Origin of the sequence: Promicromonospora sukumoe 327MFSha3.1, assembly GCF_000385135.1 — a bacterium.
GTDB lineage: Bacteria > Actinomycetota > Actinomycetes > Actinomycetales > Cellulomonadaceae > Promicromonospora > Promicromonospora sukumoe_B.
On the sequence record NZ_ARQM01000012.1, the window covers coordinates 120,783 to 136,212 of the forward strand.

A 15,430-nucleotide genomic window follows, 5' to 3' on the forward strand; every position below is an offset into this window, starting at 1 on the left:
CTGGCCACAGATCGAGCCGCCGTGCACATTTCTACCGTCTCCGGACCGCGCCGCCCAGCACGGCCAGTGACTTGCGGACGACGCTACCGCGTGCAGCGAGTGCCTTGGCAGCCCCCGGCTCCGTCCGGGCGAAGGATATGACCATCCCGAGCGCGGCCATGGTGGTGATCAGGGCCGAACCGCCCGCGGACACCAGCGGGAGGGGCACGCCGATCACCGGGAGCACCCCGATCACCACGCCGATGTTCACGAACGCCTGGCCCACGATCCAGCAGCCGACGGCGGCCGTGGTCACCTTGACGAACGGGTCCTTGTGCCGCTGGATCACGCGGCTCATCGCCAGGCCCAGCACGGCGAACAGCGCGAGCACCAGCACTGTGCCGAACAGGCCGAGCTCCTCGCCGATCACGGCGAAGATGAAGTCGTTGTGCGCCTCGGGCAGGTAGTTCCACTTCTCGCGGCTGCCGCCCAGGCCGACGCCCCACAGCCCGCCGGTCCCCAGCCCGAACAGGCCGTGCAGGGACTGGTAGCACTCCGAGGCGGCGTCGCACTCCGCGCCGTAGGTCGCGATGATGCGCCGCAGCCGGTCCCCCGAGCCCTGCTGGAGGATGAACACGTAGCCGACGACGAACGCCGCGATGGCGCTCCCGAGCCCCATGAGCGACAGCGGCACGCCCGCCACCAGGAACGCGCCCGCGACGAGCAGGCCGATCACGAGCGCCGTGCCGAGGTCACCGCCGCCGAGCACCAGCCCCATCACCACGACCGCGCCGGGCACGGCGGGCAGGATCGCGTGCGACCAGCTGCCCAGGAGCGCCTGCTTGCGGCCCAGCACGGTGCCGAGCCAGACGGCGAGCGCGAGCTTGGCCAGCTCCGAGGGCTGGAAGCGGACGGGCCCGAACGACAGCCAGTTCTGCTGGCCGTTGGTGACCTCACCCATGAAGATGACGGCCACCAGCAGCACCAGCGCCACCAGGAGCGCCGGGAGCGCGAGCCGTTTGTACCAGCGGATCGGCAGGTGGGCGGCGATCAGCAGCACGGGCAGGCCCATCAGCGCGTACTGCGCCTGGACCAGGAACGCCGCGTACGGCGACTGCCCCTCCGCGATGGACGTGACCGTCGAGCTGGACAGCACCATGATCAGGCCGATCACGGTCAGCAGCCCCGTGGTGCCCACCAGCAGGTAGTAGCTGGTCACCGTCGAGTTCCACTCGCCCAGCCACGGGCGGTCGGGCGCCTTGCGGCTCGTGGTCGTCGTGGCCATCCCCTGCCCCTCCCGCGCTCAGTGCGTGGTGGTCAGGTCACGCACCACGCGGACGAACTCCTCGCCGCGGTGGGCGTACGAGGTGAACTGGTCCTGCGACGCGCCCGCCGGGGCCAGCAGCACGGTGTCCCCCGGCTGCGCCAGGTCCCGCGCCGCCGTCACCGCCCGGCGCATCACGGTCTCAGTGTCACCGGGATCGATCACCACAACCGGGATCTTGGGCGCGTGTCGGGCCAGCGTGTCGGCCAGCAGGCCCGGCTCGGCGCCGATCACCACGGCGGCGCGCATGCGGTCCGCGCGGGAGGAGACCAGGTCGTCGAACGTGGCGCCCTTGGCCAGCCCGCCCGCGATCCACACCACGGTGCCGTGCGCGAAACCGGCCAGCGAGGCGGCCGCGGAGTGCGCGTTCGTCGCCTTGGAGTCGTTGACGTAGGTGACGCCGCCCGCCTCCGCGACGCGCTGGATGCGGTGCTCGCCCGGGCCGAAGGAGCGCAGCCCGTCGCGGACGGCGGACGCGGGCACGCCGTGCGCGCGCGCCAGGGCGGCGGCGGCGAGGGCGTCGGCCACGATGTGCGTCGGCACGACGCCGTTGTGGTCACCCAGCTGCTTCAGGTCCGCGAGCGTGCCGAGCTCCGCGGCGCTCTTGCGGCGGTCCGGGTCGTCGTCGGCGGCGTGGAAGGCGCGGTCCACGAGCACGCCGTCGACCAGGCCGAGGTCGCCGGGGCTCGGGGTACCCACCACGAAGCCGACGGCGCGGGCGCCCTCGACCACGTCGGCCTCGCGCACGAGGTCCTCCGTCGTCGGGTCCGCGACGTTGTAGACGCAGGCCACCTGGACGCGCTCGAAGATGCGGCCCTTGTCGCGCGTGTACGACTCGAGCGAGCCGTGCCAGTCCAGGTGGTCGGCCGAGACGTTCAGGACGGCGCCCGCCTGCAGCGACATCGTGTGCGTGAAGTGGAGCTGGAAGCTGGACAGCTCCACCGCGATCACGTCGAGCAGGGGGTCCAGGGCGGCCTCGACGAGCGACCGGCCGACGTTGCCGACGGCGGCCGTGCGCAGGCCGGCGGCCCGCAGGATGGCCGCGAGCATCTCGACGGTGGTCGTCTTGCCGTTGGACCCGGTGATGCCGAGCCACGGGGCCGGCGCGTCGGTGCCGAGCCGGTCCACCCGCAGACGCCACGCGAGCTCGATCTCGCTCCACACGGGCATGCCCGCGGCCAGCGCCGCGGCGATCAGGGGGTGGTGCGGCGGGAAGCCCGGCGAGGCGACGACCAGGTCCGCCTCGGCCAGCACGGCGGCCGCGGCGTCGGCGTCGATCTTGCCGTGGTCGGCGTCGTCGGCCTTGTCGTCCACCGTGACCAGGGAGGCCACGCGCGGCACGAGGACCTGCTGGAGCGACCGCCCGGTCACGCCCAGGCCCGCCAGGACGACGCGCGCGTCGGCCAGGGCGACGCGGGGCTCGACCGTGCCGTAGGTGTCGGCCTCGGTCACGAGGCCACCCACTCGGCGTAGAAGATGCCCATGCCGAGGCCCGCGAGCAGGCCGGCGATGAGCCAGAACCGGATCACGATGGTGACCTCGCCCCAGCCGGACAGCTCGAAGTGGTGCTGCAGCGGCGCCATCTTGAACACGCGCCTGCCGGTCAGCTTGAAGGAGCTGACCTGGATCACGACGGACGAGACGATGAGCACGAACATGCCGCCCAGCAGCACGGCGAGCAGCTCGGTGCGGCTCAGGATGGACAGGCCGGCCAGGGCGCCGCCGAGGGCGAGCGAGCCGGTGTCGCCCATGAAGATCTTGGCGGGGTTGGCGTTCCACCACAGGAAGCCGACGCAGGCGCCGGTGACGGCGGCGGCGACGATCGCGAGGTCCTGCGGGTCACGCACCTCGTAGCAGCGTGGACCGGCCGTGGCCAGGAACTGGCAGGACTGGTTGAGCTGCCAGATGCCGACCAGCACGTAGGCGCCGAAGGTGATGATCGAGACGCCGGTGGCCAGGCCGTCCAGGCCGTCGGTCAGGTTCACCGCGTTGGACCAGGCGGAGACCAGCAGGTTGGCCCAGATCACGAAGAGGATCAGGCCCACGGTCGCGCCGGCGAACGCGAGGTCGAACTCGGTGTCGCGCAGGAACGAGATCCTGGTGGACGCCGGGGTGCGCGAGTTCTCGTTGGGGAACTGCAGCGCGAGCACGGCGAACGAGATGCCGACGATGCCCTGGCCGATCAGCTTGGCGCGCGCCGTCAGGCCGAGCGAGCGCTGCTTGCGGATCTTGGTGAAGTCGTCAAGGAACCCGACCAGGCCGAGGCCGGCCATGAGGTACAGCGCGAGGAGCGCCGACACGCTCGGCAGGCGGCCCGACACCAGCATCGAGGCCGCGAACCCGATGAGCGTGGCCGCGATGATGACGACGCCGCCCATGGTCGGGGTGCCGCGCTTGGTGAAGTGCCCCGTGGGGCCGTCCTCGCGGACGAACTGGCCGTAGTTCTTGTGGACCAGGAACCGGATGAAGACCGGGGTGCCCAGCAGGGCCACGAGCAGCGCCACCGCGGCGCTGACCAGGATCGCGATCACTTGTTGTTGTCCTTAGCGGTCAGAGCCATCGACAGGTGGTCGCCGAGCTCCCAGAGTCCGGAGCCGAGCGAGGACTTCACGAGCACGACGTCGCCGGGCTCCAGCGACTCGTCCAGCATTGCGCGGGCGGCGGCCAGGTCGGGCACGAAGATCGACTCCGACCCCCAGGAGCCTTCCTGCATGGCGCCCTCATGGATGTGATAGGCGCCGTCGCCGACGACGACGAGCTGCTTGATGTTCAGCCGTACCACGAGGCGGCCGATCTCGTCGTGCGCGGCGCGCGCTCCTTCACCGAGCTCTCGCATCTCGCCGAGCACCGCGACGGAGCGGCGCGTGCGCCCCGCCATGACGGCGAGGGTGCGCAGGGCGGCCTTCATCGAGTCCGGGTTCGCGTTGTACGCGTCGTCGATCACGGTGACGCCGTCGGGCCGCTCGGTGACGGCCATGCGGTGCGGGCTGCGGGCGGTGGCCTCGGTGAGCCGCTGCGCGACGTCGGGCAGGGACACCCCGAGGCGCAGGGCGACCGTGGCCGCGGCGAGCGCGTTGCTCACGTGGTGCGGGCCGACGAGCTGGAGGGCGACGTCGGCGCGCTGCTCGCCGTCGCCGGACGGCGCGATCCGGAGCGTGAAGGCCGCCCGGCCCGTGGCGTCGACCGTGATGTCCTCGGCGCGGACGTCGGCGGCGGGGATGGTGCCGAAGGTCTGGAGGGTCGTGCCGGGCGCGGCCTGGCCGGCCATGGCGGCGACGCGCAGGTCGTCGGCGTTCAGCACGACCGTGCCGCCGTCGACCACACCGGAGACCATCTCGGCCTTGGTCTTCGCGATGGCCTCGACGCTGCCGAAGTGGCCCACGTGCGCCACGCCCACGGCGAGCACGACGCCGACGTTCGGCGGCGCGATGCGCGTGAGGTAGGCGATGTTGCCGATGCGGTCGGCGCCCATCTCGGCGATCAGGTAGCGGGTCTGCTCGGTGACGCGGAGCACCGTGAGCGGCAGGCCGATCTCGTTGTTGAACGAGCCGGTGGGGACGATGATGGCGTCCTCGCCGCTCACCTCGGGGGTCAGCAGCTGGCCGAGCAGGTCCTTGGTGGTGGTCTTGCCGACCGAGCCGGTCACGCCCACGACCTTGGGCCAGCCGTCGCCGCCCTCGCGGACCGTCGCCAGGACGTACCGGGCGAGCTCGCCCAGGGCCTCCTGCGGGTCGTCGACGACGACGGTGGGCAGGCCATCCAGCTCGCGGGCCGCCAGCACGAGCGTGGCGCCCGCCGCGACGGCACGGGCCGCGAAGTCGTGCCCGTCCACCCGCTCCCCCGGCAGGGCCACGAAGAGCGCACCGGGCGCGGCCTGGCGCGAGTCGATGATCACCGCCCCCGTGACCGTGACGTCCGGGTCGGCGTGCAGCCGCCCGCCGGTGGCTGCGGCGACCTGTGCCGCAGACAGCTCGATCATGCCTGTGTCGTCCTCTCCTGCGTGGGTCCTGCTGGGGATGCTGCTGCGCCGTCGGCGTTCCGCACGGCGCGTCCTGCTCGGGTCACGCGCCGCGGGCCGCCAGGGCGGCGCGCGCCTCGACCCGGTCGTCGAGCACGTGGTCCACGCCGGCGATCTCCTGGATCGTCTCGTGCCCGCGGCCGGCCACCAGCACGGTGTCGTCCGGGCCGGCCCCCAGGATCGCGGCGCGGATCGCGTCCGCGCGCGGGGCGACCTCGTGGACCTCCACGGTACGCGAGGCGCCGTCGTCCGCGGGCTCCACGGTGCCCGGCGTGCCGCTGCCGGGGGTGCCGTCGCCGGGCGTGTCGACGCCGGTTCCAGCCAGGACCTCGGTGCGCACCTTGGCGGGGTCCTCGTCGTGCGGGTCGTCGTCCGTGACGTAGACGACGTCGGCGCCGTGCACCGCGGCGGCGCCCATGAAGGGGCGCTTGCCGGGGTCGCGGTCGCCGGTGGCGCCGAACACGACGGCCAGCTTGCCCGTCGTCGTCGGGCGCAGGGCAGCGAGGGCGAGCTCCAGGGCCTCGGTGTTGTGCGCAAAGTCCACGACCACGCGCGGGGCCATGGCCAGTACCTCCATGCGGCCGGGCACGGTGGCGCTCAGGCCGTCGGCGGCCGCCAGGGCGTCGGTGACGTCGCGGATGTCGGAGCCGCCCTCCAGCACCATCGCGACGGCGAGGGCCGCGTTGGCGACGTTGTAGCCGCCCGGCAGCGAGGTGGAGGTGCGCAGCGTGCGCCCGTCGTGGTGCGTCAGCGTGAACGCGGACCCGGTGCCGTGCGGCGCGACGTCGGTGACGACCCAGTCGGCGGCCTTGTCCGGCAGCGTGGTGAGCGTCGCGACGGGGATCTGGGCCTCGTTCGCCATGCGGTCGCCCCAGGCGTCGTCGACGGTGACGACGCCGCGGCGGGCGCGGGCGGGCGTGAACAGCTCGGCCTTGGTGGCGAAGTAGGACTCGAAGTCGCCGTGGAAGTCCAGGTGGTCCTGCGTCAGGTTGGTGAACCCGGCGACGCCGAACACGACACCGTCCACGCGGTGCTGCGCCAGGGCGTGGGAGGAGACCTCCATGGCGAGCGTGCGGACGTGGTCCTCGCGCATCGCGGCCAGGAGGGCCTGCAGGTCGGCAGCCTCGGGCGTGGTGAGCGTGCTGGCGATGACCCGGTCCCCGGAGCGGGTCTCGACCGTGCCGATCAGGCCACCGATCCAGCCCAGCGCCCGCAGCAGATGGTCGAGCTGGTAGGTCGTGGTGGTCTTGCCGTTGGTGCCGGTGACGCCGAAGGTCATCAGGTCCTCGGCGGGGTTGCCCAGCACCCAGGCGGCGACGGAGCCGAGGATGGCGCGGGGGTCGTCCGCGACGACGACCGGCGTGGTGCTGCCGGCCCCGATCAGCTCGGCCCCGCGCGCGTCCGTGAGGACGGCGGCGGCCCCGCGCCGGACGGCGTCCGCGGCGAACTGCGCGCCGTGCGCGCGGGCGCCGGGCAGGGCCACGAACAGGTCCCCGTCCTGGACCACCCGGTTGTCCGAGGCCACGCAGGTGACCGCGGCGTCAGCGGGCTGACCTGGGGCGATGGTGAGGCCGAACGCGACGGCGAGGTCCGAGACCTGACGCGCTGTCGTGGCGGCCGGTCGGATCCGGTCGATCGGGGATGTCACGGAGAAGAACCTACCGTCTCGCGGGGGTGGGTCTCGTCCTGGGTGTGGGCCTTGGGTGGTGGCTGTGGGGTGGTCCGAGCCACGGTCGGCACCCGTCTGAGAACGCAACACGATTGCAGGCGAGGTGAGTCTGCTGCATCAGATGCCGACAAGCAACCATTCGACGAGCCCAAGCGAGAAAAACCTACGCAAGGGCGCCGCAGAGTGGGGCCCCGAAGGAGCAGCCGACTCCTACAACGGGCACCTGGCTCGCATAAATTGGCGGTCGACCAACTCAGGCTCCCGATTGATTATGGATAAACATCGCGCACCAGCCAACCGACATCCCCCATGTTTGGCTCTCGACCCAAATCGCGGATGGCTTTCATAAGGCGATCCGCTGAATCTTGATCAGCCCACAGATGGAAGCGACCCGACCGATCGTCAATCTCGCCGACTCGCACACCACTCAACAATAGTGCGCGCAAGGCAGCGTCTACAATTTCGAGAATCTCGTCGTCTGAAGCGCGATCGACAAGACGGCGAACATGCCAAAAGAGCGTCCATATTTCCACTCCATCATTGACTAGTTCACGATCAACCAATAGCGCGATGCGCGCTGCCACAAGGGCTACATTCGAGCTCATGGATTGTACTTTACCTTCTTAATGTCATCGAATCCCGGTATGTTTACATCGACAGTCGCCGCCGAATGGGGACTGCGACTCATTTCTGTGCGCAACTGCACGAAACCCCCGTTAGGCAACTTAACGCGCGTCAACTTTGCATTGTTGGCAACCACCTCACCGCCCTTGCGCAATTCCTCGAACATCTTCTCCGCGTCAGCCAGGCCCCCTTGGAGTACGCGGATCGAATCATCCGAGCCCTCGGCACCCAATGCGGAACCTCCGGGTCGGAGAATCCCCTCGAAGTCCGCCATCTCAGGGTAGTCCGCATTATGCACCAGGACCGGGCTGCTGCCAGCCAACGCATAGTAGTTGTGGTCGCGGGTGACGCGGAAGTTGTAAACCATCTCGGCCTTGGGGAGCACCTCGACCCCGTCGAGCCTGACAATACCGTCCGGAGTGGATAGCAAGTCACCGGCGGATAGATCACGCGTTTCAGTCCAGCCTTGACCCTCGACCCAGAAAGGGTGCTCCGCTGTCGTCGTGAGAACCGACCCAGCGACCGTGAGTTCGTAGAGCGTCTCGGCGCGTCGAATGTAAGTCCTATCAACCTCTCGGAGTTCGTCTTCGCCGGTCTCGAAATTCTTGGCCCAAACCTTATCGCCGACCTCGATCTCTTCAATTGGCCTGGGACCGTCTTCAGTCAGGACCAACGTGCCCGCAACAAAGCACTTGCCTCCAGGAACACCACAATCTCCACCTCTGCAGGCTTTTGCAGAGCCCGCGAGCTCGTCGCCGCTTCTCGTGTAGTTCCCCCCAGGGGCGAGGACTCCTGCGACCATAAGGGCCGCATCGCCATTACTCGTGTCCTGATAGGCCGGGCAATCTTCTTGGACGCAAGCAAGGTAGAGGCCCAGATTTGCCGCTTCGGCGAAGACAGTGAACCATGATGCGCCGTTGAGGATTTTCTCCGTCTGTGGCGCATAGACCGAGGCGAGAATGGTGTACCTCATGCTGTGCTCGGGACTCGTGGAGCTGCCGTGCAGCTCGCCCGCGGTACCCAAGCTCAGCGACGTCCCGTTGACCACATTAGGCACTCCGGAAGAAATTGTCATAGGCCCGGAGTAGGTCTGGCCGCCCCAGCCGGTGTTCCATCCGTCGCTGCTGGAGTGAGCGTCGATTACTTCCTGACTGAGGTCGCTGAATCCCACACCGGACTGGTGCCAGGGCCGTGGCTCAAGCCCATCGGGATCCCAGTTTGTGGTCGGGTTGTTGTTGGCGTAGGAGTATGCGTTCCACTGGTCCGGGTCGGTCAGGTCCATGACCGGGTCCACCGTCAGGAACTTACCAATGGTTTCGTCGTACCAACGCGCCCCCACCAGCGTCAGACCCGTGGCTTCGTCCCGGACCTTGCCCAGGAACTCGTGGTCACCCGGCGCCGAGACCCCACCGCGCTGCTCACCGAACGGCAGCGTGTAGTGCTTGTCCACGCTCGTGGTGGTCCAGTTGGTGTTGTGCACCGAGGCCAGCGGCGTCCCCTGCGGGTTATTGATCAGCGACGTCACACCGCCGAGCCCGTTGGCGGTACGCATCGCGACCGTCTGCCCGGCGAAGCTGTAGTACCGAGCGGCGGTGACGGTGCCGTTGGCAGCCTTGGTGATCTCCTGACCGCCGAGGTACACCGTCATCGAGCCGTCCGGCGCGGTCCGCACGATGCGGTCGCCATCGGCGGTGTACAGGTTGCGGCCGGCGGCCGTCGTCGTCGTGCCCGTGCCGCGGTCCGGGCCCGTACCGGAGGACTGGTCGCCGTCGCTGTCATCATCACCGGAGCCCGGCTCGGGTTCCGGGTACACCGTGGTGGCGAGGCTGGTCGAGGCCAGCTCGGTCTCGTGGTCCCAGCCCAGCGACAGCTTTGTGGTCAGGTAGTCGCCGTCCTGCGACTGGGTCAGCGTCCGGCCCGCGTTGTCGTACGTGAACGACGTCTCCGTGCTGCCGCTGGGTCCGTCCGTCGTGATCGACGTGACCGCGTGCGGCCCAGCGAACTCGCCCGCGTCCGTGGCTTTGCCGTTTCCGTTGAGATCCCGGCTGCCCACGTATGCGTAGTCGATCTTGGTGGTTTCCCCACCGTCGATGTCACCCGCGAGGCCGCGAGTGCGGTAGGTCTCGTCGGTACGGTTGCCGATCGCGTCGTACTGGAATGACGTCCAGTACGGCGCAGCTCCGCCCAGCGCCGGGATCGACCTCGCCAGCCCGCAGTCACCGGACGCCGGGGTCCAGGCCTCGGCCAGACGTCGCATTGCTTCGTACTGGTAGCACTGCTTGTCCGCGGCGCGGCCTACCGCCGTCGGCTTGTCCTGGGCACTGAGCACGTTGCCGGCGTCGTCGTACGCGTACTTGATGTCGAGCTCGGTGCCGCCGATCCGCTCCCGATCGAGCTTGACGTTCGTGAGCCTGCTGGTACCGACTTCGTACCCGTAGGACACGACGGTGCCGTAGGTGTTGCCGAGGTCAAGGTAGGACAGCCGGCCGAAGACATCGGTACGGCTGGAGGCGACGTACGTGCCCCACCCGAACCCGCCACCCATCCACTCGGCGACGCTCGTCTCGTCGTCGAAGTGGTTGGTGACTGTTTCCTTCTGCAGCCCACCGGCGGCCGGGTACGTGGTCGAGGCGACCTGCCCGTCCGCGGTGTAGGCGACCTTCTGCTCGTAGGTCCCCTTGAGCCCGGCCATCTTGGGGGTGTCGGGGATGACAGTCACCGTCCCAGTTGGGCGGTAGGCAGCGTCGAATCCGGTCAGCGCGGTGATGAACTCGCCGCCCCCGTCCGCCTCCGACGCGACGCGCGTGGAGCTGGTGACCTGTCCCTTGGCGTTGATCTTGTCGGGCGCGTAGGACGTCAGGACGTCATAGGTCCACTTGGCGCGGACCGCGCCGGTGATCGGGTCATCCTGCCGGACAGCCGTGCGGCGTCCGAGCTTGTCGTAGGTGTAGAAGAGCTTCTGGCCCGCGCCGTTCGTCACCGACGTGGTCTGGCCCGCGGCGTCGTACTCCGTGATCGTCGTACCGGCGTCCGGGTCGACGGCCTTGTCCTGTCGGCCGAGCTTGTCGTACTCGTAGGTCCACTCGTTGGTGTCGGTGTCCAGCACCTTCGACAACCGACCGGCGCCGTCGTACTGGTACTTGGTCGACTGCTCGTCCAGGTCCAGCACACCGTCCAGCGTGCGGACCGTCACGTGCTCGACAGGGTCGCGCAGGAACTGGTTCAGCTCCACGGTCCGACCACGGGCGTCGACCACGGTCTGGGTCGGGGTCGCGCCGTCCGGAGGAATGACGGTGGTGGTGGCACCGTCATAGTACGAAGTGGTGCGCCACCGCTCGTAGGACGGATTCGAGGGCGTCCCCGTGAACAGCGCCTCGGTCCTGACGCGCCCCAGACCGTCGTAGGTGAAGACCGTCTTGGACTCCGGTTCGACGGCCGCGCCCACGAGGGTCGTGCTCGGGCTACCGGTCGCGAACCAGGCAGAGGTGGTGAGCGCGACCCGGCCGTTGACGTCGTACTCCGTGTCGGTGACGAGACGGCCGTTGACGGCTTCCTCGTTGCCGTCCTGCGACTCCGTCTGCGTCTGGACGGGGCGCAGCAGCCCGTCGTACAGGGCCACGGAGACGTGGTACTTGACCCCGTCCGCGGCGAGCGTCTTGGTGGTCACCGTATTCACGCCGTTGCGCGACGTCGAGTACGCGTACGTGACGTTCGCCGACTTGCCCTCCCGGTCCGGGTAGGTCACCGACAGCAGGCGTCCGGCGGCGTCGTAGGTCGCCTTCGTGGGACGTTGATTCGCGTCACTCACCGTCGTCGGGACGCCGAGCAGCGGATGCAACGTGGTGGTGGACTCGTGTGCCGTCAGGGTGACGCCGTCACCGTCGCCGTCGCCCGGGCCGTCGGGGTCCGGGCTCTTGGTGGTCACCGTGGCAGGGACGCCCTGTGCGGTCTCGTCGTAGTGCGTCTCGGACACACGCCCCAGCGGGTCAGTCGTTTTCTCTACCCGGCCCCGGTCGTCATACTCCGTGTACACGGTCGGAGACTCGTCGTCGAGAACGCCGTCCTTGTCGTTCGTCCGGACGCTCGTCGGTAGCCCCCGGTCACGAGGATCGTCATAGTTGATCTCGGATGCCGCGACCAGCTGGTCGAGAGTGGTGTCCGTAACGCCGCAGCGCACGCTGACCGTCTTGGTCGTAATCGGCACCACGAAGTGCTTGGCGCTGTTCGTCAGATAGTCGGTGGTCGTGCACAGGTCGTCTGACGTCGTGTTGTCGTCCGCTGTCTCCGAGAACGCCCCGTAGTCGTTGACCTTGGTGACCTGTCCGTGCTCGCCGTACTCCGTCTCGGTTCGCGTCACGTACTCCTGCGAGCCGTCGGCCTTGTACGACGCGGTGTAGACATCCGTCCGGCTGGTCCGGGTGGCAACCAGCAGGTTGTCCGTCTCGGTACTGCCCGTTCTCGCCGTCTCCTCCGCCTCGGGGATGGTGATCGTCTTGGAGACCTCGGTCTGCCCGTTGAGCACGGTGCTCGTGACCGGCATCCCGGCAAATCGCTCGTGGTCGGTGACCTGGCTCGTCGTGATCGGGGCCAGGTCGAGATTGATGCTCTTGCCAGTGCCCTGCAGGTACCGGGTCCTGGTCTTCGCGGCGACCGAGCCGGACCCCGTCGTGGTGGTGACAGTCATGTACCCGCGGTTGACCGAGTAGGTGCGGTCCTTCTTCGGTGTCAGGGGGTCGTCGATCCGTGCCCACTCGATGCCGTCGTCGTACGAGTACGAAGTGACAACAGGAACACTGAACGCACCGGTCTGGCCCGCCGACTGGGTCACCTTGGACACCATGTAGGCGTGGAAATACTCGCTGCGCGGCTTTGGCATGCCCCACGGGTGCCACACCACCGGGAAGCATCGTGACTTGTTGTCCTGCTGTTGTTTGAGATCGAGGTAGCCCTGTGGCTCCGGCTTGTAGACATCGGCGGTGCACTCGGTCGGGGTGTACTCGATCGAGATCGTCGCGCCGGTCTCGGTGGTGATACCCGTGACCCGGATGCGGTTCATGGCGGGCAGCCCGTCGGCGACGGTGTCCGCGACACGGCCCGGCAGCTGCCGCTCGCCGTCGAACCTGATCGGGTCGAAGGCGACGTCGTCCGACGCCGCGCTGCTGGGGCCGTTGGCCGTGCGCTTGATGGCGTCGAGCCACAGGATCCGGCCCGTGCCGTCGCCCGGGTCGCGCCACTTCTGCGTCAGCGCGACCGTGTCCTTGGCCGTCAGCGTGCCACCGACGTTCACCTTCGTCACCACGGTCGTGAGGCGCATGGTCGAGAAGAACGCCGGGCTTCGGACATCGGGGCAGCTCGTGCTCGACGAGCACTCCAGGTCCACGGGCGTGTCGTGCCAGCGCACCGCACCAGCGGTCGTCCCGCGGTCGGCGATCTCGCAGTCCGTCGCAGCCGCCAGGCAGCGCTCGGCGACGACGAAGTCGACCAGGTTCGGGGCGCCCGCACCGGTTGCGGCGGTGGGCTCGGAGCCCGCGCGCGTGCCGTAGCTGATCCAGTCGAGCGTGCCGCCGCGCGTGTAGGAGCGCGTGGCACCCGTGTTGTTGTTCGCGCCGTACCGGTTGGTCTCGCTCTCGTACCGGTAGGTCATCGTGTTGTCCGACGTGTCGCGGACGTAGTCGAGGTTGAACCGCCAACCCATCTGCTGACTCGAGTCCTTGAACGCAGTCTTGTACCCGGGCTCGTTCGGGTGGTTGGAGTACACCGGCACGGTCCAACGGGAGTTCTGGGCCAGCGTGTCGCCGGAGTACCGCTCGTCCTTGCCGAAGTAGTACCTGGTGCCGTCGGTGGTGGTGACCTCCCAGTACTCCCCTGCCCAGCCGGCGTCGGTCTTGGCGGCGTCACCCGTGGGGCGGCCGAACTGCCGCACGCGGGTACCGTCGTCCGATTCCGGCCGCCACTCGATCGAGCTCGTCGTCGCGGGGTCGTCATCGCGGACGAGGGCCGAGGAGGTGCCGTTGAACACGAGGAAGGCGTTGTCGCTGTCCCAGCAGAGGTCGCCGGTCTTGCGGTTGGCGTTGTTCGGGTTCTGTCCGCCGGACTCGTCGCGGTCCTCGGAGCACGGCACGTACCGCCGCTCCACGAAACCGCTGGTCATGTCCCACCCGTCCCCGACCCACGAGGACTGGTTGTTCGTGCTGGACACGCGCCCGTCGAGGGAGGCGCTGGAGTACCCGATCGCGAGCTCGGGCGAGGGTCCGGCCGCCGGGGACGGGACCTGGATCGGGTACGACCAGCCGAGCGAGCCCGTGCCGCCGCTGACCGACCACGAGGACGCCGACGACAACGGGGTGGCGCCCCAGTCGCCGGCTCCGGAGCTGGTGCCGGCCGTGACAGCGAACGTGTCGCCGCCGGTGGCCGCGAGCGCGGTCGACCTTGCAGCTGCCGGCGCACCGGCGGCGGCCAGGTCGAGCGTCGCGGTCACGGTCCCTTGCTCGACGTCGTTCGTCGAGTCGACCGGCGTGGGCGAGCACTCCTCCAGGTCCGGGGTCGTGGCGTGGCACTCCGGGATGCGGACGATGCCGAGGCGGCCCGACCAGTCGGCGCCCGCGAGGTCGGTGAACTTCTCGTAGTCCACCTGGACCTCGACCTGCCGCACCCCGTTCTCGGGCGGAGCTTCTGCCGAGGTGTCGGTGACATCGAGAAGGACGCCGGAGATCCCGGCACCGACCGCCGCGGCCTGGTCGGCGACCTCGACGTGCACCTCGGACGCCGCCTCGGGCGTGCCGGCGGCGGGCGCCGGAGCCCCGACCGCGAGCTCGAGCCCGCCCAGCAGGGTGTCGCTGACGGGTGTCAGCGTCTCCGGAACGGGAATGGTCGCCTCGGCGGCCTCCGGTGTGTCCTGCACGGGGACGAGCGCCGGGTCTGCGGTCGGCTCCGGCGGAGCCGCCACGGGCTCCGCAGTCGGCGTGACGGCGTCCGGAGCCGCGTCGTCCGCGGCCTGCTGGGCCGGGTCGAGGTTCTCCGTACGTGCCGCCAGGTCGGAGCCCTCGGCGTCCGCCGAGACGGCCGGGGGCTCGTACTCGACGGTGAGCTTGGCGTCGTGGCGATACCGCTTCCACCCCAGCGTCATGTCGGTCTCGTTGAGGGCGACGAGACCCAGGCTGAGCGTGCCGGTATCGGTCGAGGCCAGGTTCTTGGCACCCGTCGTCGCGTCGAAGTCGACCCATCCGGCGTTGTCGCACGCCTCCTTGTGCGCGACCGTCACTCGGGACAGCTCCGTACCGAACGGGGGCTTGCCCCAGTTGTCCCAGTTCGACGCCGCGTCGATCGGCTTCGTGCCGTACAGGCGCACCGTGCGCGGCGTGCAGTCCCAGCTGTGATCGCCGTAGACGCTGAACGTGGCCGACGAGATGTCACCCGGCTCGAGGAGCCCGAGGTGGTCGAGGCCGGAGAACTGCCAGCCCAGCCGGAAGCGGACCGTCTCCAGGCAGGAGGCGACGACCGCGACGTCGCACAACCCCAGGCCCTGGTTGCCCTCGAACATGTACCCGCTGGTCTCGTCGGGCGTGCCCTCGTGCACCATGAGCCACTCGTTGCCCGCGGAGGTCACCGTCGGGTCGATCAGCGTGGGGAACACGGTGTCCGGGTCCGAGAGCAGGAAGTCGCGGTCCGGCCGGATCCGCACACCGACCGTCGCAGTCTCGGTCGAACCCGCAGAGCCGAACCCACCCGGCATGTCCAGCAGGTCGCCACCCACGGACAGACCACCGGAGAGGTCGACGCCAGGCGCAGAGGCGCCGCTCAGCGCGTCCGCTCCGGT

Annotated in this window: 7 protein-coding genes; all 7 read right to left on the bottom strand. The window is 69.3% G+C overall.

Annotation, left to right across the window (positions count from 1 at the left end):
- Positions 1 to 31: 31 nt before the first annotated feature.
- Entirely contained in the window at positions 32 to 1,264 is a 1,233-nt protein-coding gene (locus H291_RS0119400) for an FtsW/RodA/SpoVE family cell cycle protein (RefSeq protein WP_020016679.1), read from the bottom strand.
- An 18-nt stretch (positions 1,265 to 1,282) separates the two neighbouring features.
- Positions 1,283 to 2,755, bottom strand: coding sequence for a UDP-N-acetylmuramoyl-L-alanine--D-glutamate ligase (murD, locus tag H291_RS0119405; RefSeq protein WP_020016680.1), 1,473 nt, complete (start codon positions 2,753 to 2,755; stop codon positions 1,283 to 1,285).
- Positions 2,752 to 3,834 carry a phospho-N-acetylmuramoyl-pentapeptide-transferase gene (gene mraY, locus H291_RS0119410; RefSeq protein WP_020016681.1) on the bottom strand — a complete coding sequence of 361 codons (1,083 nt, stop codon included), beginning with the start codon at positions 3,832 to 3,834 and terminating at the stop codon, positions 2,752 to 2,754. Before mraY ends, murD begins: the two co-directional genes overlap by 4 nt.
- Positions 3,831 to 5,282, bottom strand: a complete 1,452-nt coding sequence (locus H291_RS0119415) for a UDP-N-acetylmuramoyl-tripeptide--D-alanyl-D-alanine ligase (protein ID WP_020016682.1) — start codon at positions 5,280 to 5,282, stop codon at positions 3,831 to 3,833. Before H291_RS0119415 ends, mraY begins: the two co-directional genes overlap by 4 nt.
- Positions 5,283 to 5,364: 82 nt before the next feature.
- Positions 5,365 to 6,969 carry a UDP-N-acetylmuramoyl-L-alanyl-D-glutamate--2,6-diaminopimelate ligase gene (locus H291_RS0119420; protein WP_020016683.1) on the bottom strand — a complete coding sequence of 535 codons (1,605 nt, stop codon included), beginning with the start codon at positions 6,967 to 6,969 and terminating at the stop codon, positions 5,365 to 5,367.
- 290 nt (positions 6,970 to 7,259) lie between these two features.
- Positions 7,260 to 7,595: a hypothetical protein gene (locus H291_RS33860; RefSeq protein WP_157237194.1), complete on the bottom strand. Its 336-nt coding sequence runs from the start codon at positions 7,593 to 7,595 to the stop codon at positions 7,260 to 7,262.
- Positions 7,592 to 15,247 (bottom strand): polymorphic toxin-type HINT domain-containing protein, encoded by a 7,656-nt coding sequence (locus H291_RS32760; RefSeq protein ID WP_198012552.1) that lies wholly within the window; start codon positions 15,245 to 15,247, stop codon positions 7,592 to 7,594. The genes H291_RS33860 and H291_RS32760 overlap by 4 nt, the downstream gene beginning before the upstream one ends.
- Positions 15,248 to 15,430 lie beyond the last annotated feature (183 nt).